The following is an 18,123-nucleotide window of genomic DNA, read 5'->3' on the forward strand; positions in this document are numbered from 1 at the left end:
GACGACGCTGACGCCGCTGGCGGGCGGCCCGCGGGCCGGCGGCTGGGGCGAGGCGGGCCGGCACGGCCCGGGGGCGCTCGGGTTGCCGTACGCGGCGGGGGTCGGGGAGACGGCGCTCGCGCTGCTGACCGGGCGCCGCCGGGCCCGGCTGCGGGCCCTGACCGAGGTGGCCGACCTGTACGCGCTGGACGGGCTGTGGCAGCACCGCTCGCCGTGGCGGGAGCGGCCGGTCCCGGTCTCCCGGCTGCTGGCGGACGTGCACGAGCGGGTGGCGGTGGAGGCGTACCGGCGGGCCACGGAGACCGCCGCGCCGGGCGGCTCGGACCACATCCACCAGGCCCTGGACCGGCTCTCGGGGGCGGCCGAGCTGACCGTCACCGGCAAGCGCCTGGTGGCGGAGCTGCGCTGGGAGCTGAAGGGGGCCGACGCGTGACGCCGTCCGCCCCGGCGCTCGCGGAGGGGCTGCGGCGGCTCGGGGTGCGCCCCGGGGCCCGGCTGCTCGCGCACGCCTCCCTGCGCGGCACGGGGCTGCGCGCCGAGGTGCTGCGCGATGCCCTCACGCAGGTCCTCGGTCCGAGCGGCACGCTGGTGGTCCCGGCGTTCACCCCGGAGAACTCGACCACCTCCAGCGCCCATCTGGAGCGGATCGCGGGCCTGTCGGAGCCTCAGGTGCGGGCCTTCCGGGAGCGGATGCCGGCCTTCGACGCGCTGCACACCCCCAGCCAGGGGATGGGCGTGCTCGCGGAGGCGGTGCGGACCGCACCCGGCGCGGCGCGCAGCGCGCACCCGCAGACCTCCTTCGCCGCTCTCGGCGCGGACGCGGAGCGCGTCTGCTCCGGCCACCGAGTGGACTGCCACCTGGGCGAGGAGACCCCCCTGGGAATGCTGTGCCGGGAGGGAGGACAGGTACTCATGATCAATGTGGGGTTTTCCGTCTGCACCGCGTTCCATCTCGCGGAGTATCGAATTCCGAAGCGCCCCTTGCGCATGTACCGGTGTGTGGTGAAGGTGAAGCTTCCGGGAGGTCGGCAGGGTGAGGAGTGGACCGCGTACGAGGACGTCGCGCTGGACGACAGCGATTTCACCGAGATCGGCGGGGCGTTCCCGGATTCGCGGGTGCGCAGGGGGCTGGTGGGAGGGGCTCCGGCCATGCTCTTCTCGATCCCGGAGGCAGTCGATCACGCCTTTGAGTGGATGACCGAAAACAGACGCTGATTGACTGAACGATGAGGGGATGAGGCGAAGCAGCTCCGGAATGATGTTTCTTCGCTCGCATCTTCGGGACGGGGGGCGTGTGCCCGCATCAGTGCAGCCGTACTTTTTTCTCAGTTATGCGCATACACCGAGATTCGGGGCCGGGGGGCCCGACCCCGACATGTGGGTCGAGCGGCTCTTCCGCGATCTCTGCAGCCACGTCATGGCGCTGACGGATCTGCCCGCGGGGGCCGACGCCGGCTTCATGGACCGGGAGATACGCAGCGGTGAGGGCTGGTCCGAGCGGCTGGGGGCGGCGCTCGCCACCTGCCGGGTGTTCGTCCCCCTGTTCTCGCCGCGGTATTTCGCCAGCGAGATGTGCGGGAAGGAGTGGTTCGCCTTCACGCAGCGGCTCATCCAGAAGAGCGCCATCACCAACGAGTCGGCCGACGCCATCGTGCCCGCGTTATGGGTACCGGTTCCGCCCGCCCAACTACCCGGTCCGGCGGAGCGGTTGCAGTTCAACCACAACACCTTCGGGGAGCGGTACGTCACCGACGGGCTCTACGGGCTGATCAAGCTCCGCGGGTACGCCGAGCAGTACGAGCGGGCCGTGTACGAGCTCGCCAAGCGCATCGTCTCGGTCGCCGAGACCGTCCGCCTGGAGTCCACCCGGCCGGTGGACTACCGCGGCATACCGAGCGCCTTCGGCACCCCCGGGAACGCCGGCCGCACCCTCCAGGTGACCGTGGCGGCCTCCTCCCGGCACGACCTGCCGGAGGGCCGCAGCCCCGAGTACTACGGGGACAGCGCGCTGGAGTGGAACCCGTACCACCCCGTCTCGCAGAAACCCATCGCGTACGTGGCCGAGGACCTGGTCCGGTCCCTGAACTACCGCACGACCATGGCCACCTTCGACGACGAGGCCGGCCACTTCGACAGCAAGCAGCCGCCGACCCGGCCCGAGATCCTGATCGTCGACCGCTGGGTGGTGGAGGACGAGCAGCGCCGCCAGCGCCTGGCCGCCTTCGACCAGGAGTCCCGTCCGTGGATCAACGTGGTGGTCCCGTGGAACCGCTACGACCACCAGAGCCGGGCCAAGGAGGCCGAGCTGACCCGGCGGCTGGAGGAGACCCTGCCCGTCAAGATGGGCCAGGGGCGGGCCGCCTGCCGGGCGGCGGCCAACGGCGTGGCCAACATGGAGACCCTGGGACAGATCCTGCCGCAGGTGGTCGAGGCCGCCGCCCAGCAGTTCCTCCGGCACGCCCAGGTCTACCTGCCGGCCGGCAGCACCCACACCGAACGACCGCGTCTGATCGGTCCCATGGGGATGAACGAGCCGTTCACACCGGCGCCCGCCGTCCCCTTCCCGCCCGACGCCCAGCGCGCGCACACCGCAAGCAACGACGGCAACGACGGCAACGACATCGACCGGGGGGACGCGGATGACATTGAGTCGTGACAGCGAAAGCCGTGACGGACGGATCGTCACCTTCTACTCGTACAAGGGCGGCACCGGCCGCACCATGGCGCTGGCCAACACCGCGTGGATCCTCGCCGCCAACGGCAGGCGGGTCCTCGCCGTGGACTGGGACCTGGAGGCCCCGGGGCTGCACCGCTTCTTCCACCCCTTCCTGGACCCCTCCACGCTCGGGGCCACCACCGGGGTCATCGACCTGATCAGCGAGTACGCCTGGGCGGCGACCAGCCCGGTGGCGCGCGCCGACGACTGGCACAAGGACTACGCGCGCATCCAGCCGCACGCGGTCTCGCTGGCCCCGGAGACGCTGGGCTGGGAGTTCCCCGACGGCGGCACCCTCGACTTCGTCTCCGCGGGCCGGCAGAACCGCGAGTACTCCGCGACCGTCTCCACCTTCGACTGGGACAACTTCTACGACCGGCTCGGCGGCGGCCTCTTCTTCGACGCCCTGCGCGCGGACATGAAGCACAACTACGACTACGTCCTGATCGACAGCCGCACCGGCCTGTCCGACATCGCGGACATCTGCACGGTGCACCTCCCGGACGTCCTGGTCGACTGCTTCACCCTCTCCGACCAGTCCATCGACGGCGCCGCCTCCGTCGCCCGGCAGATCGACGAGCGGTTCAACGACCGCGGCATCAAGATCTACCCGGTCCCGATGCGGATCGACGAGGGCGAGAAGGAGAAGGCCGACGCGGGCCGGGCACTGGCCCGGATCAAGTTCGACCGCTTCCCGAGCGGCCTGGTCGGCGACGAGCTCACCTCCTACTGGGGCGCGGTGGAGATCCCGTACCGCCCCTACTACGCCTACGAGGAGACCCTGGCCACCTTCGGCGACGAGGCGGGGCTCACCAACTCCCTGCTGTCCGCCTTCGAACGGCTCACCACGGTGGTGACCGAGGGGGCGATCACCTCCATGCCGGTCATCGGCGAGGAGGTCCGGCTGCGCATCCGGGACGCCTTCACCCGGCGCCGCCCGGCCCTCCCCGCCGACCTGTTCCTGTCCTACGTCGCCGAGAACCGGATGTGGGCCGACTGGATCGAGTCGGTGCTCACCCGGGCCGGCTTCCGCGTCGTCCCCCGGGACGTCTCCGCCGAGCCGGCCCCGCCGCCCGCCGGCGGCGCCCCCGGCGACACGCTCGGCGGGGCGGGCGTCAGCGTCGACACCGCCGCCCGGACCGTGGTGCTGCTCTCCAGCGCCTACCTCAAGTCGGCGCGCGCCGTGGACGTGTGGAACCGGGCGGCCGCCGAGGACCCGACCGGCGGCCGCCGCCGGCTGGTGCCGCTGCGGGTGGGCGACGTCCGGCTCGCCACGCCCTACATCGACCGCAACCCGGTGGACCTCTTCCGGCTCGACGAGGTGCACGCCGCCGCCGCCCTGCTGCGCGCGGTGGAGCGGCCGACGGCCCTGCCCGACACCGTCAGCAGCGCCTCCCAGCCCGGCCCCCGGTTCCCCGGGACCGTCCCGAAGATCTGGAACGCCCCGCCCCGCAACACCGGGTTCACCGGCCGCAGCATCGTGCTGGAGCGGATGCGCGACCAGCTCGGCGGCGGCATGGCCGTCGTCCTGCCGCAGCCGCAGACCCTGTACGGGCTCGGCGGCGTCGGCAAGACCCAGGTGGCGCTGGAGTACGTGCACCGCTTCATGGCCGACTACGACCTGGTGTGGTGGATCTCCTCGGAGCAGACCGGGGACGTGGTCGCGGCCCTCGCCGAGCTCGCGGTACGGCTGGGCGCGCAGACCGGCGAGGACATGGCGGCCGCCTCGCAGGAGGCCATCGACCTGCTGCGGCGCGGGGTGCCCTCCGCGCGCTGGCTGCTGGTCTTCGACAACGCCGACGACCCCGAGACCCTCAAGCGGTTCTTCCCGACGGGCGGTCCGGGCCACGTGCTGGTGACCTCCCGCAACCAGTCCTGGTCGCAGTACGGCGACGCGCTGCCCGTGGACGTGTTCCTGCGCGAGGAGTCCATCGAGCACCTCCAGCGCCGGGCACCGGGCCTGTCCGAGGACGACGCCGACCAGGTGGCCGTCGCGGTGGGCGACCTGCCGCTCGCGGTCGAGCAGGCCGGCGCCTGGATCGCGGAGACCGCGACGCCGGTCTCGGCGTACATAGAACAGCTGGCGCAGCAGGCCGCCCGCGTGCTGGCCCTGAACCAGCCGCCCGGGTACCCGGAGCCGGTGGCCGCCACCTGGAACGTGTCCATCGAGCGGCTGCAGTCCCGCTCCCCGGCCGCGGTCCGGCTGCTCCAGCTCTGCGCCTTCTTCGCACCGGAGCCGATCTCGGCGAACCTCCTCTACAGCAAGGAGATGATCGACGCGCTGAAGCCGTACGACTCCTCCCTGCAGGAGAAGCTGGTGCTGGGCCGGGTGATCCGGGAGATCGGCCGCTTCGCCCTGGCCAAGGTCGACCAGGTCAGCAACAGCATCCAGGTCCACCGACTGGTCCAGGCGGTGATCCGGGCACAGCTGTCCGAGGCGGAGCAGCGCGAGGCCCGGCACGCGGTGCACCGGGTCCTGGCGGGTGCCCGGCCGGACGACGACGAGCCGATAGACAATCCGGAGACCTGGCCGCGGTTCAACACGATCTGGCCGCACCTGAAGCCGTCCGAGGCCCGCTACTGCAAGGAGCCGGAGACCCGCCGGCTGCTGATCGACCGGGTGCGCTACCTGTGGAAGCGCGGGGACTTCAAGGCCGCGCACCAGCTGGGCGAGGAGCTGCGCGAGGTCTGGAAGGAGACCCTGGGCGGAGACGACCTCCAGTACCTGTACTTGCGCTTCCACCTGTCGAACATCCTGCGCTCGCAGGGCCGGTTCGTCGAGGCGATGGAGCTGGACGAGGGGACGCTGGAGCGGCAGCGGGCGGCCCTGGGCGCCTCGCACCCGCACACCTACATGACCACCAGCGGCCTGGCGATGGACCTGGGCGCGCTCGGCCGGTACGGCGAGGCGATGGAGCTGGCGACGGCCGCGCACGAGGGCTTCGGGCAGATCTTCCACGAGGCGCACCCGCGCACCCTGGCCGCCGCGAACAACCTGGCGCTGAACCTGCGGATGGTCGGCCAGTACTCCCGGGCGCGGGAGATCGACCAGGAGGTGTTCGACCGGCGGACGGAGGTGCTGGGCCCGGACCACCCGTACACGCTGTCCTCGGCGCAGAACCTGGCCCGGGACCTGCGCGAGGTGGGCCGCTACGACGACTCGGTGCAGCTGCTGGGCCGGACGTACGAGATCTACAAGCGGCAGCTGGGCTGGGCCTTCCCGGGGACGCTGTCGGCGGCGAAGAACCTGGCGGTGTCCCTGCGGCGGGCGGGCGACCTGGAGGACGCGCTGCGGCTGACGACGGCGACCCGCAACCGGTACCGGGCCAAGTACACCTCGGTCAACCCCGATCTGCTGGCCTGCGAGCTGAACCTGGCCGCGGACCTGTTCGCGACCGGGGACCCGGGCGGGGCCCGGGACCTGGCGCAGGAGGTGGTCGACGAGTACATGAAGGTGCCGGGCGAGCGGCACCCGTACACGCTGGCCGCCCTGAACAACCTGGCGGTCTTCCACTGGGGCACGGGCGCGGCGGACACGGCGGAGCTGATGCTCCGGCAGGCGATCCGGCACATGCGCGAGGTGCTGGGCGACGACCACCCGCACACGATCTTCGCGCACCTCAACCTCGCCAACGCACGGGCGGACCTGGGCGATCCGGAGGGGGCGCTGGAGCTGGAGCGGGCGGCGGTGGTGCGGCTGCGCGAGGCGCTCGGGGTGCACCACCCGGAGACCCTGGCGAGCGCGTCCAACATGGCCGTGAGCCTCGACTCGATGGGCCGCAAGGAGGAGGCGGCCCGGGTTCGGGCGGAGGCGGTGGCCGAACTGACCCGGCTGCTCGGCGAGGAGCACGGGCTGACCCGTTACGCCCGCGACGAGCGGCGGGTCCACCGCGACCTGGAGCCCCTCGCCGTGTGATCCGACCGCGGGCGGCGGGGCCGAACGGCCCCGCCGCCCGCCACCCGACAGCAGGGGGCGCTGTGAGCGACAGCATGACCTTTCGAAACGAGGACCTGCCGGCCCTCTTCCACCACACCGACCGGGCGGCGATCTCACGCCAGCGCGAGTCCACGCAGGCGACCCGGGGCCAGTTGCTGCTGCTCGTCGCGGCCGCCGCGGCGGCGGCGCTGCCTGCGGGCCCGGAGCTGGGCCCGGTGCGCCTGTTCGGGCTGCTGAGCGCGCTCGCGTACGCCGGGGTGCTGGCCGTGGGCGTACGGGCGACGAGGCGCCGGGCCCGCCCGCAGTGGCAGCTCAACCGCAGTGCGGCGGAGTTCATCAAGTCCCTGGCCTGGCGGTACGCCGTGCACGGGGCGCCGTTCGGCAGTGAGGCGGCCGGGGCGGAGGCCACGTACCGGACCCGGCTGGAGAAGGGCCTGGACGAGCTGCGCAAGATGGGCTGGGAGGATCCGCGGGCCTCCGGTGCGGTGCCGGAGGGCGGCGAGATCACCGGTGCGATGCACCGGCTGCGCGGGCTGGACTACCGGGTGCGGCGCGAGACGTACGTACGGGACCGGCTGATCGAGCAGCGCAACTGGTACCGGCGGCGCACGGAGGTGTCCCGGCGCGCGACGGCCCTGTGGTCATGGACGATCGTCCTGCTGACCCTGCTGGCGCTGCTGTTCGCGGTGTTCGGGATGTTCGGCTCGGGACCGGGGCCGGAGCCGGCCGGGCTGCTCAGTGCGGCCGCGGCGGCGGGGATCGCCTGGAACGAGGTGCGCCGCCACCATCCGCTGATCGAGGCGCACACGCTGATCGAGCAGGACCTGGCGGCGATGATGGTGGTGATGCAGACGACGATCACCGAGTCCCAGTGGCCTTCGTCGGTGTACGAGACCGAGCGGTACGTGTCACCGCAGCACACGGACTGGCTGGCCCGGCACTCCAGTTGACGGCCGTCCGGCGGGCGGCGTGGCTCAGTCCCGGGCCACGCCCGCCCGCCAGATGACGGTGACGGGCTTCCCGAGCGTCCTGGCGTAGGCGACGATCTCGGCGGTGCCGCCGTGTCCGCGCGCGGGCAGCCCGTCCCAGACGGCGACGAGCCGGTCGCAGGAGTCGGCGATGTAGGTACCGGCGGCGTAGTAGGCCTCGTCCGTGGAGTGGGCGAAGTCCATCCGGACCTCCTGGGCCGCCCGGTGCCTGAGCCCCCGGTAGCGGGCCAGGGCCTCGGCGTCCTCGAAGGCCTGCTCGTAGTCCCCGCTGGGGATGACCACGGTGAGGTCGGCGCCGCATTCGAGGGCGATCGCGGCGAAGAGCTGGTCCGCGCCCTCGGCGAGGCTGGAGAGGGCCTCGAGCGGTCCTTCGTGGGCGCCCAGCAGGGCTCGTAGGCGGCTCTCGACGTGGCCGAGCGCCGGTCCCGGAATGGACCGGTGCCCGGTCACCCCGATGCGTTTCATGCGGAAGCCTCCCCCGTGGACACCCTGGACATCCTCCCAGAAGGCGGGAGGACGTCCAGGGGTGCGGCGGGGGCGCGTGGGTCAACCGTCAGTAGACGCTGACCCCGTACGCGTTGAGGGCCTCGACCACGGGCTGGAAGAAGGTCGTGCCGCCCGAGGAGCAGTTGCCGCTGCCGCCCGAGGTCAGGCCGACCGCGCGGGAGCCCGAGTAGAGCGGGCCGCCGCTGTCGCCGGGCTCGGCGCACACGTTGGTGCGGATCATGCCGTAGACGACGTCTCCTCCTCCGTAGTTGACCGTGGCGTTGAGGCCGGTCACCGAACCGCTGTGGGTGCCGGTGGTGGAGCCGCGCCGGGTGACGGACATGCCGGTGGTGGCGTTGACGGCGGAGGTGATGTCCTGGCCGCCGACGGTGCCCGGCGGGACCGGAGAGTTGCTGGCGTACTTGATCAGGCCGTAGTCGTTGTTCGGGAAGCTGGAGCCGACGGTCGAGCCGAGCACGGTGGTCTTGGCGGAGTTGCTCCACCAGGTCCCGGCACCGTCCGTACAGTGGCCGGCGGTCAGCGCGTAGTACGTACTGCCGCTGCGCACGTTGAAGCCGAGCGAGCAGCGCCAGCTCGACGCGTAGATGGCGTCGCCGCCGGAGAGCAGCTTGGTCAGCTTGCCCGGGGTGCGCTCGATGCGCAGGGCCCCGGAGTCGGCCCCCGCCTCCCGCTTGATTCTCGCGAGGTCGGCGGCGGTGACGGTGGAGTCGGCGGTGACCACGAGGGTCCCGGTGGCGGGGTCGGTGTGCCAGGCGGTGCCTGCGACGTCGGCGCGCAGTACGGATGCGCCGGCCGAGGCGAGGCGCGCGGCGCTGAAGCCGGCGTCCCGGTCGTCCGCGCTGGCCGCCGTGGGGGCGGCGAGCGCTGCGACGGCGGCCAGGCCGGTGGCCGCCGCGAGCAGCCTGGTACGGGTGATGCTCTGGATCCTCACTTGTCGTCCTCCGGAAAGGTTCGGGGGCTCGGCGTTCGTGGGGGTGCCGAAGCCCGTGAGGCGCAGCAGGGGCACGGGGAGCGCATGTATTTATGCCGTGCCCCTGACAAGCACTCTCGGGAGTGTGCGGTCGTCAGATACCGGTCGCAAGGGCGGCTTTCAGCCGCCTCTCGCCCGCCGCGACCTCGAAGGGGAGCACGTTCCCCGGCGGCGGGAACGGGCAGATGAAGTGGTCCGCGAAGGCGCAGGGCGGCAGGAGCGCCCGGTTGAGGTCCACGGTGATCGAGCCGTCCGGGGCGGGGGCCCCGGGCCGCAGGAAGCGGAAGCGGTAGCTGGACGAACCTCCGGTGGCGTCGCCGAAGACGGCCCAGAGGCCGCCGTCGTCCGAGTCGACGGCGACCTGCAGGGCGTGCTCGGTCCCGCCGTGCGCGAAGGTGAGCTCGCCGCCGAGTGCGAGGCCCCGGGCGCGCCCGTCCGCGTTCTCGACCTGGACCGTGCGGTCCGCCTCGTATGCCCGGAAGCGGCCCGGCAGCACGAAGGCCGGGTCATAGGGGGTCGCCTCGATTCCGGCGAAGGCCCGGCGGGCCGCGGAGGCGGGATCGAAGACGCGGACCGCCCACTCCCCCTCGCGCCGGATCACCACGAGCCGCAGCTCGCCCGCGCAGAGCCGGGCGCGGGCGGGCGGGCCCCCATCGGCCGCGAGCACCGCCTCGCCCGCGAACGGCTCGCCGTCGAGGCGCAGGGCGTCCTGCGCGGCGGCGGTCAGCACCACCCCGCCGCCGGACGCTCGCCAGCGCCCCGGAACGGCCGGAATTCGACCTTCCGGGTAGTCGGCGAGCCAGTGGGTGCCGGTCAGCGCCAACGGGCCGTAAGGGGCGGACACGGAGGCGACCCGGCGTTCGTGCCATGTGCGCCAGTCGGTCCGCGGTTCGTCTGCGTCGTCGCTCATGCCGGTGAACCCTTCCACGCCGGCCGGGCCGGGAACCCCGGGGTACGCCGTCCGGGCCTGCGGGACCTGAAAGGGCCTCAGCAGCCGTCACAGGGACAGCAGCAGCAGTTTCCGTCGCAGTTGCAGTTGCAGTTCCCGCAGTCGCACTTGTCGCACCACGGCTGCTTCTTCTTCCGGGACCACGGCCCCTCGTGCTCGGCGCAGCAGAGCTGGCAGGTGCAGAACAGCCCGATGGCCACCGCGCAGCCGGCGAGCAGCCCGCGGCGGGGCTTCCGCGGGGGACGCCCGCCGCCGCTCCCCATGGGGGGCGTCCCGGGGCCGCCGGGCCCGCCCGCCCCGCCGCCGTAGGGGCTCCCGCCGTACGGGCCCGCGCCGTACGGGCCCGCGCCGTACGGGCCCGCGCCCTGGGGCGTGCCGCCGTAGGGGCTCTGGGCGTACGGGTTGCCGCCGTCCCGGCCGCCATGGGGCCCGGGTGCGTACGGGCCCGCGCCCTGGCCGGCGGAGGCCGTCCCGGCGTGCCCGTGCCCGCAGGCGGCGGTCCCGAAGGCCCGGTCCACCGAGGTGCGCAGCTCGTGCACCAGCAGCCGGTGCGCGAGCCCGGCGTCCGCGAACTCGGCCTCGCGCAGCGCCAGCCTGATCCCCTCCAGGGCGTCGTCGCACAGCCGGCGCGCCTCGGCGAGGGAGGTCCCGGTGGCGGTGAGCGGGTTCCAGGCCCCGGCCGCGGCGTCCGCGTCCCGGTCCTCGACCGCGTCCAACAGGTGCGCGAGCCGCCCGAAGTACCGGCCGGCCTCGGCGAGCGGGGCGGTGTTGCCCGGCCGCCCGGCCAGCTGCGCGGTATGCGCGAAGGCTGCGGCCGTCGCGGTCTCCGTCGGCTCGGTCACCACGAGCACGGACGTGCCCGGCCCGGCCAGGGTCTCGATGCCGCCCTGCCGGTCCACCGCGTCGACGAGCACCGCCGTGTCGAAGCCGAGCGAGGCGCCGGTGCGCGCGCCCGCCCGGTCCCAGCCGCGCGCCACCCTGCGGGCCGCCAGCGCGATGGGGGCGCGGGCCAACAGCCCGTCCCGATCGGCCACGTGGTCCCGCACCTTCGCGGAGGCCAGCACGAGCGAGACGGCCGCGGCGAGCCGCGCCCCCTCGCCCTTGGCGACCGAGGCGGTGCGCATCCCGCGCAGTGGACAGGGCCCCGCGGTGCGCCGGGCGCCGGGCGCAGGACCGGACTGAGCCTCCGTCAGGACCGAGACGAGCAGCCCGTCGTAGTTCGTGACGATCCGGGCGAACTGGCCGTGATCACCACGAAGTGCCAGGCAGAGGCCGCAGAGATGGGCCATCCACTCGGCCTTGAACCGCTCCCCCAGCCGGTGCGTGCAAGGTCTGACGATCCCGAACAATCCACTGCCCCCGTGTGTCGTGCGCGTGCTTGCCGGGCATCGTACCGACCTCCGTCCGTCACCCGTACGTCCGCACCGCTCACCCGTAAGGCGGCAGCAGTCGTATTTTCACTCAGTCAGCAGTGGTAGCCGTCAGCATCCTTGACCGTGCAACGGATGTTCTGCACCAGTACCGTCACGAAACCCCTGCGCGGCGACTATCCACTTGGCGCGTTGTCAGCATCATGGACGACCATAGGGGCAGCGGAGAGAAGACAGACTGACCGCGGTGAAAGGAGGCGTCCATGGGTTCGGTGCGCAAGGCGAGTGCCTGGCTGGGTCTCGTGGAAGACGGCGACGACGAGCGTTACTACGACGACGACTACGCGGAGGCGGCCCGGGGCGGCTCGGTCTCGGGCCCCGGGGACCAGTGGGTCACCGACCCGCGCGTCAAGGTCGCCTCCGAGTCGGCCGTCGAGCACGGCCGTCGGATCGCCACGGTCACGCCGGACGGCTTCCGGGACGCCCGCGGCATCGGCGAGCTGTTCCGCGAGGGCGTTCCCGTCATCGTGAACCTGTCGTCCATGGATCCGGGCGACGCGAAGCGCGTGGTCGACTTCGCGGCCGGGCTCACCTTCGGGCTGCGCGGATCGATCGAGCGGGTGGCGACCAGGGTCTTCCTGCTGACCCCGGCCGACACCCAGATCGTGAGCGGCGAGCCCGGCGGCCGCTCGCGCGACTTCTTCAACCAGAGCTAGGCAGGGCCCTCACCGGAAGGCGTCGAGCCCGGTGAGCGCCTTGCCGAGCACCAGCTGGTGCATCTCCGCGGTCCCCTCGTAGGTGAGGACCGATTCGAGGTTGGTGGCGTGCCGCATGACGGGGTACTCGAGGGAGATCCCGTTGGCACCCAGGATGGTCCGCGCGGTCCGACAGATTTCGATGGCCTCGCGGACATTGTTGAGCTTTCCGAAGCTGATCTGCTCCGGCCGCAGGGTGCCCGCGTCCATCCGCCGGCCCAGATGGTGCGCGAGCAGGATGCCCTTGTGCAGTTCCAGAGCCATGTCCGCGAGCTTGGCCTGGGTGAGCTGGAAGCCGCCGATCGGCCTTCCGAACTGCTCCCGGGTCCTGGAGTATGCGAGCGCGGACTCGAAGCAGGCGCGCGCCGCGCCCATGGCCCCCCAGATGATCCCGTACCGCGCGTGGCTGAGGCAGCCGAGCGGGCCCTTGAGCCCGGTGACTGCCGGAAGGACCGCGTCCGCGGGCAGCCGTACGTCGTCCAGGACCAGCTCGCTGGTCACGCTGGCCCGCAGCGACCACTTGTGCTTGATCTCGGGTGCCGAGAAGCCGGGGCTGTCGGTGGGCACCGCGAAACCGCGGATCCCCTCGTCGGTCTGCGCCCACACCACGGCGACCGCCGCGACGGAGCCGTTGGTGATCCACATCTTGCGGCCGTTCAGCACCCAGTCGCCGCCGTCGCGCTTGGCGTGGGTCCGCATGCCCGCCGGGTCGGAGCCGTGGTCGGGCTCGGTCAGGCCGAAGCAGCCGATGAGCTCGCCGGCTGCCATGCCGGGCAGCCACTGCTGCTTCTGCTCCTCGGAGCCGTACTTCCAGATCGCGTACATGGCGAGCGAGCCCTGTACGGAGACCAGCGAGCGGATGCCGGAGTCGGCGGCCTCCAGTTCCAGACAGGCGAGGCCGTACTGGACCGCACTGGCTCCGGCGCACCCGTACCCGGTCAGCGACATGCCGAGCGCCCCGAGCGAGCCGAGCTCCCTGGCGATCTCGCGGATCTCCGGCAGCTCGCCCCTCTCGTACCACTCGGCGACGTGCGGCAGCACCCGGTCGGCGGCCCAGCCGCGGACGGTGTCGCGGACGGCGAGGTCCTCCGGACCGAGGAGCTCGTCGAGCCCGAGCGGATCATGGGGCAGGAACGCGGACACGGGGCCTCCCGGCGGCCGGAGTCGGAACCAAGGGGTGTCGTGCCGGTCCGTCCCGACCGGGCAGGACACCACCTGGCAGCGCACGTCGTACGCGGCGCACCCGACGCTAGACGCCGCCCTCCCCACCCGTCCACCCCCGCCCCGACCGGGCCCGGAGCTCAGGGGTCAGGGGTCAGCCGGCGCGCTCCGCGGAGGAGGGCCACGGCTCACCGGCGGCCTGCGCCGGAATCCCGCCGGCCCGCGCCGGCACCGGTACCGGCACCGGCACCGGTACCGGCACCGGCACCGGCACCGCCGCGTCCTCCGGCTCGGCGCCGGACGCCCCGCACTCCATCGCCCGCGGCAGCTTCAGCGCCATCAGCGCCCCCGCCAGCAGCAGCGCCGCGCTCACCAGCAGCGTCACGTGCAGCCCGTGCACGAAGGAGTGCCGGGCCGCGGCGTACAGGGACGCCCCCGCCGGCCCGCCGAGGTGCGCGGCGATCTGGTAGGCCTCGCCCAGGGAGTTGGCGGCGCCCGCCGAGTCCGCCGCCGAGACCCCCGGCACCCGCAGCAGCGCCGGGGCGTACGCGGCGTTCATCACGCTGCCCAGCAGGGCGATGCCCATGCCGGCGCCCAGCTGGTACGAGGTCTCTCCGATGGAGGCCGCCCCGCCCGCGGTGGCCGCCGGCGCCTCGCTCAGCATGGACTCGTACGCGGCGAACAGCGTGGTCTGCAGACCGAAGCCGAGCAGGATGAAGCCCACCGTCAGCAGCACGGGCCGGTCCTGCTGCCCCATGAGGGTCAGCAGCAGCACGGCGAAGGCGGTGAGCAGGAAACCGAGCGAGACCATGGTGCGCGGGCCGATCCGGCCCAGGGTGTAGGACCCGGTGGCGCCGGCGGCCATGGCCGCGAAGGTGAGCGGCAGGAGCCGCAGGCCGGTCTCCAGGGGGCTGAGGTGCAGCACCAGCTGGAGGTACTGGACGGCGATCAGCTCCAGGCCGACCAGGGCCAGCATGGCGAGCACGATGCAGCCCACGGACGTCGTGAAGGCGGATCGGGAGAAGAGCCGCATGTCGATGAGCGGGTGCGTGCGCCGCCTCTGCCGCCGTACGAACAGTACGAGGAGGGCCGCTCCGAGGAACAGGGGCACCATCGCCTCGGCGTCCAGGAGCTGTCGTTCGGCGCCCAGCCGCTTGATCCCGAGCACCGAGCCGAGCACGCCGGCCGCGGCCATCAGCGCGCCGACCACGTCCCAGGGACCGTCGGAGGAGCCCTTGGACTCGGGGAGCAGCCAGCGGCCCAGCGGCAGGATCAGTGCCATCAGCGGGATGTTGATGAGGAAGACCGAGCCCCACCAGAAGTGCTGGACGAGGAAGCCGCCGAGGACCGGCCCGCCGGCGGCGCCGACGGCGGCGACCGCGGTCCAGATGCCGATGGCGAGGGCGCGCTCGCGCCGGTCGGGGAAGACCTGGCGCAGGATCGACAGCGTGGCGGGCATGATCATCGCGCCGCCCGCACCGAGCAGCGCGCGGGCCGCGATGAGCACCTGGGCGCTGTCGGCGAAGGCGGCGACGGCGGAGGCCGCGCCGAAGAGGCCGTAGCCGACGAGGAGGATGCGGCGGCGGCCGACCCGGTCGCCGAGGGTCCCGAAGAGGATCAGCAGGGCGGCGCAGACCAACGGGTAGGCGTCGACGATCCAGAGGAGTTCGACCGAGCCGGGGCGCAGGTCCTCGGTGAGTGAGGGGACGGCGACGTGCAGGATCGTCGCGTCGAGCGCGACGAGGACCAGGCTGACGCACAGCACCGCGAGGACGACCCAGCGGTTGCCCCCGTCGGTGGCCGCACGGAGCCGCTGCCAGGGGGAAGGGGTCCTGCGGTCGGCCGCGTTCGTCCCCGACATGCATGTACCTCCCAGGTGAATCCCCCCGCACTCGGCGGACCAGCGCCTGGTGGAGCCGCGGGGATGGTGCTGTGCGGCTTCCGACGGGGTCCGGCATCGACACGCGAGTGAACGGTCAGCGTACGCGAGTTCGTTTGCCCGCCACGTGGCCAAGCTCTCATCCCCGCGATGGCCGCCGTGTGGTGTGCGCCACTCGGCCCGCCCCGCCCCCTCCCCCGCGTACACGCCTGCTCACCGCCCGTGGTGCCCGCCGCGCGCACCGGGGGCGGCGCCGATAATCATGCCCGTGAAGGATCTTGGATTTCGACGGGCGGCGCCCGCGCTGGCCGTCTTCGCGGCGGTCCGGCTACTCGGGCTGACCGTGCTCGCCGGCTGGGGCGCGGTGGCCGGCAGCAGCCCCCACACCCTGCTGTCGGCCCGCTGGGACTCGCTCTGGTACGCCCGCATCGCGGCCGAGGGGTACGGGTACGAGGTGGCCCTCCCGAACGGGGACGTCCACTCGAACCTGGCCTTCTTCCCGCTGCTGCCGTGGCTGGAGCGGCTGGTGGCGGCGGTGACGGGACTGTCCCACGGCTCCGCGGGCCTGGTGGTGTCGGCGCTCGCGGGGCTCGCGGCCGCCTGGGGGATCTTCCTGGTGGCCGAGTCGGTCTGCGCCCAGGCTCTGCCGGGCGCGGACGGCCGCCGGGCCGGGGTCCTGGCGGTCGCGCTCTGGGCCGCGCTGCCCGTCGGGATCGTGCAGTCGATGGCCTACAGCGAGGCGCTGTTCACCGCGCTCGCCGCCTGGGCCCTGTACGCGGTCCTGCGCGGCCGGTGGCTGACGGCGGGGCTGCTCGCGGCGGGGGCGGGGCTGACCCGCCCGGTCGGGGCGGCGGTGGTGGCGGCGGTGTGGGTCGCCGCCGTACTGGCCCGCGGGCGCGGCGAGCACTCGTGGCGGACGGCCGCCGGGGCCCTGCTCGCTCCACTGGGGGCGGCGGCGTACGTGCTGTGGGTCGGCGCGCGCACGGGAGGCGGGCTCCTCGGCTACCTGGACGTGCAGGCCGGCTGGGGCAACGGCTTCGACGGCGGCTGGGCCTTCGCCCGCTTCGTGGGGGCGCGGCTGGCCTCACCCGCCTTCGCGGCGGGGCTGGGGCTGGTCGCGGGTGTCGTGTGCGTGCTCTGGCTGTACGGGCGGTGCGTGCGGCAGCGGCAGCCGGCGCCGCTGCTCGTGTACGCCGGGATCGTGGTGGCGCTGGCGCTGTGCGCGTCGGGGTACTTCGGCTCGAAGCCCCGGCTGCTGCTGCCCGCCTTCCCCTTGCTGCTGCCCCTGGCGGCGGCGATGGCGCGGTGGCGGACGGGCCGCGCGGCGGTGGTGCTGGGTGCGGTGGCCGCGGCCTCGGCGGCATACGGGGGGTTCTGGCTGAACGGGTCGGGGCCCCCGTAGATAACGGAATGGATCGTTCCGATACATCTTTCAGCAAAGGAATTGATCGCGGCATTAAAGTCGGGGCGTGTCCGAAACAATTTCCGGGACAGCGGATCGGGCGGTATCCGACCGCAGTCGAAATAGCGGCGATTAAGTCCCGCGTGAGACCAACTCCACATCACATGGTCATCACAAAGCCGGTGATTCGCCCGGCCCGCCCATCGGCGCGCGGTAACGTCGATTGAGTGCGTACCGATCAAATCCTGACCCGTCTGGAGCGGGTCTTCGCCCGGCTGGACCGGGAACCAGAGCGACCGGCTCATCTGCAGACCCCGCGGATGAGCCGGCACCGTGTCGTGCTCCTGGGGTCGACCCTCGCCTTCTACCTCGCGATCGTGGTGGCGGTCCTGACCACGTCCTGGCTCGTCCGCCTGGACTGGCAGATCATGTTCTTCCGCCCGTACGAGCAGTGGCCGCAGCTGCACGCCTTCCTCGACTACCTCGTCGTACTGGGCCAGCGCGGACCCACCGCGGTGATGGTCGCGGCCTGGCTCGGCTGGCGCTCCTGGCGGCAGCACACCCTGCGACCCCTGATCACCCTCGGCGTGGCGCTGCTCCTGCTGAACGTCACCGTCGGGGCCGTCAAGATCGGCCTCGGCCGGCTCGGTCCGCACTACGCCACCGAGATCGGCTCCGCCGAGCTCTTCGCGGGCGGCGATATATTTCCCTCCGGCCACACCGCCAACGCCGTCGTGACCTGGGGAATCCTGGCCTATCTGGCATCCACCGCGGTCACCCGGCGGGTGCTGTCCGTGGTGTCCGCGGTCGTCTCGCTGAGCGTCGGCGCCACCACCGTGTACCTCGGCACCCATTGGGTCAGCGACGTCCTGCTGGGCTGGTCCGCGGGGTTGCTGATCCTGCTGGCGCTCCCCTGGTTCGAGCCGCTCATCGCCCGCGCCGAGGCCTACGTCTTCGGGCTGCGCGACCTGATGCGCCGCCGCGCGGAGACCGGGCGGATTCCCGCGCCGATCGCCACCGCGCTCACCCCGGTGCTCTCCGCGGGCGGGAAGTGGCAGCTCAGGCTGGACGCCGACGCCCCGGCGGAAGCGGCCCCGGCGCCCACCGTCACCGTCGTCACCGCCGCGGTGCCCGCCACCACGGCCGCCGCGGCCGCCACCGGCGGACGCTCACCGGCGCCCCGGCCCGCGGCCCACACGACCGGCCGGCCGCACCTGATCCGCTCCGAGCGGACCCCGGTCACCCCGGCCGGCAGCCGCCGCCCGGCGCACACCGAGCGGGCCGCCGCCCGGGGGGCCGCCGCGGCCCGTCCGGTGACCGGCGGCTGACTCCGCGGGAAGGGTACGCACCGCTCCCCCGCGACACCGAGGCGGGGGGGGGGGGGGGGCCCCCCCCCCCCCCGGGGGGGGGCCCGGGGGGGGGGGGGCGCCCCCCGCCCCCCCCCCCCGGGGGGGGGGGGGCCCCCCCCCCACGGCCCCGGCCATGGAG

13 protein-coding genes and 1 pseudogene are annotated in these 18,123 nt (G+C 73.2%); 8 read left to right on the forward strand and 6 right to left on the reverse strand.

Going from position 1 to position 18,123, the window contains the following annotated elements:
- The 5 genes and pseudogenes from ACFWU6_RS31945 to ACFWU6_RS31965 form a co-directional block, all read left to right on the forward strand.
- A pseudogene (locus ACFWU6_RS31945) lies at window positions 1-433 on the forward strand (FxsB family radical SAM/SPASM domain protein); the annotation flags it as partial.
- Complete coding sequence (locus ACFWU6_RS31950) at window positions 430-1,215, forward strand: aminoglycoside N(3)-acetyltransferase (RefSeq protein WP_383808087.1); 786 nt, start codon at window positions 430-432, stop codon at window positions 1,213-1,215. The pseudogene ACFWU6_RS31945 and the gene ACFWU6_RS31950, both read left to right, overlap by 4 nt.
- Before the next feature lie 43 nt (window positions 1,216-1,258).
- Entirely contained in the window at window positions 1,259-2,656 is a 1,398-nt protein-coding gene (locus tag ACFWU6_RS31955; protein ID WP_383984762.1) for a TIR-like protein FxsC, read from the forward strand.
- Entirely contained in the window at window positions 2,640-6,632 is a 3,993-nt protein-coding gene (gene fxsT / locus ACFWU6_RS31960) for an FxSxx-COOH system tetratricopeptide repeat protein (RefSeq protein ID WP_383808090.1), read from the forward strand. Before ACFWU6_RS31955 ends, fxsT begins: the two co-directional genes overlap by 17 nt.
- A gap of 74 nt (window positions 6,633-6,706) precedes the next feature.
- Window positions 6,707-7,603 carry a DUF4231 domain-containing protein gene (locus ACFWU6_RS31965; RefSeq protein ID WP_383808129.1) on the forward strand — a complete coding sequence of 299 codons (897 nt, stop codon included), beginning with the start codon at window positions 6,707-6,709 and terminating at the stop codon, window positions 7,601-7,603.
- 24 nt (window positions 7,604-7,627) lie between these two features.
- Here ACFWU6_RS31965 and ACFWU6_RS31970 read toward each other — a convergent pair whose 3' ends face one another.
- From ACFWU6_RS31970 to ACFWU6_RS31985, 4 genes are all read right to left on the reverse strand, one after another.
- Window positions 7,628-8,107 carry a hypothetical protein gene (locus ACFWU6_RS31970; protein WP_383808093.1) on the reverse strand — a complete coding sequence of 160 codons (480 nt, stop codon included), beginning with the start codon at window positions 8,105-8,107 and terminating at the stop codon, window positions 7,628-7,630.
- A gap of 88 nt (window positions 8,108-8,195) precedes the next feature.
- Window positions 8,196-9,080 (reverse strand): S1 family peptidase, encoded by an 885-nt coding sequence (locus ACFWU6_RS31975; RefSeq protein WP_383984750.1) that lies wholly within the window; start codon window positions 9,078-9,080, stop codon window positions 8,196-8,198.
- Window positions 9,081-9,213: 133 nt separating this feature from the next.
- Entirely contained in the window at window positions 9,214-10,029 is an 816-nt protein-coding gene (locus tag ACFWU6_RS31980; RefSeq protein ID WP_383808099.1) for a DUF1684 domain-containing protein, read from the reverse strand.
- A gap of 77 nt (window positions 10,030-10,106) precedes the next feature.
- The gene (locus tag ACFWU6_RS31985; RefSeq protein WP_383808102.1) at window positions 10,107-11,417 is read right to left on the reverse strand and encodes a DUF5685 family protein; all 1,311 of its coding nucleotides are present in this window, start codon (window positions 11,415-11,417) and stop codon (window positions 10,107-10,109) included.
- A gap of 284 nt (window positions 11,418-11,701) precedes the next feature.
- On the opposite strand from ACFWU6_RS31985, the gene ACFWU6_RS31990 reads away from it, so the two are divergent.
- Window positions 11,702-12,154 carry a cell division protein SepF gene (locus tag ACFWU6_RS31990; RefSeq protein WP_383808105.1) on the forward strand — a complete coding sequence of 151 codons (453 nt, stop codon included), beginning with the start codon at window positions 11,702-11,704 and terminating at the stop codon, window positions 12,152-12,154.
- Window positions 12,155-12,163: 9 nt separating this feature from the next.
- Here ACFWU6_RS31990 and ACFWU6_RS31995 read toward each other — a convergent pair whose 3' ends face one another.
- Together ACFWU6_RS31995 and ACFWU6_RS32000 are read right to left on the reverse strand one after the other, a co-directional pair.
- Window positions 12,164-13,336, reverse strand: coding sequence for an acyl-CoA dehydrogenase family protein (locus ACFWU6_RS31995; protein ID WP_383808107.1), 1,173 nt, complete (start codon window positions 13,334-13,336; stop codon window positions 12,164-12,166).
- 172 nt (window positions 13,337-13,508) lie between these two features.
- Window positions 13,509-15,215 carry an MFS transporter gene (locus tag ACFWU6_RS32000; RefSeq protein ID WP_383984753.1) on the reverse strand — a complete coding sequence of 569 codons (1,707 nt, stop codon included), beginning with the start codon at window positions 15,213-15,215 and terminating at the stop codon, window positions 13,509-13,511.
- A 280-nt stretch (window positions 15,216-15,495) separates the two neighbouring features.
- On the opposite strand from ACFWU6_RS32000, the gene ACFWU6_RS32005 reads away from it, so the two are divergent.
- Both ACFWU6_RS32005 and ACFWU6_RS32010 read left to right on the forward strand, forming a co-directional pair.
- Window positions 15,496-16,635, forward strand: a complete 1,140-nt coding sequence (locus ACFWU6_RS32005; protein WP_383984756.1) for a hypothetical protein — start codon at window positions 15,496-15,498, stop codon at window positions 16,633-16,635.
- Between the two features lie 227 nt (window positions 16,636-16,862).
- Window positions 16,863-17,963 (forward strand): phosphatase PAP2 family protein, encoded by a 1,101-nt coding sequence (locus ACFWU6_RS32010; protein WP_383984759.1) that lies wholly within the window; start codon window positions 16,863-16,865, stop codon window positions 17,961-17,963.
- The last annotated feature ends 160 nt before the right edge of the window (window positions 17,964-18,123 follow it).

The sequence above is a fragment of the Streptomyces sp. NPDC058674 genome, assembly GCF_042716505.1.
GTDB lineage: Bacteria > Actinomycetota > Actinomycetes > Streptomycetales > Streptomycetaceae > Streptomyces.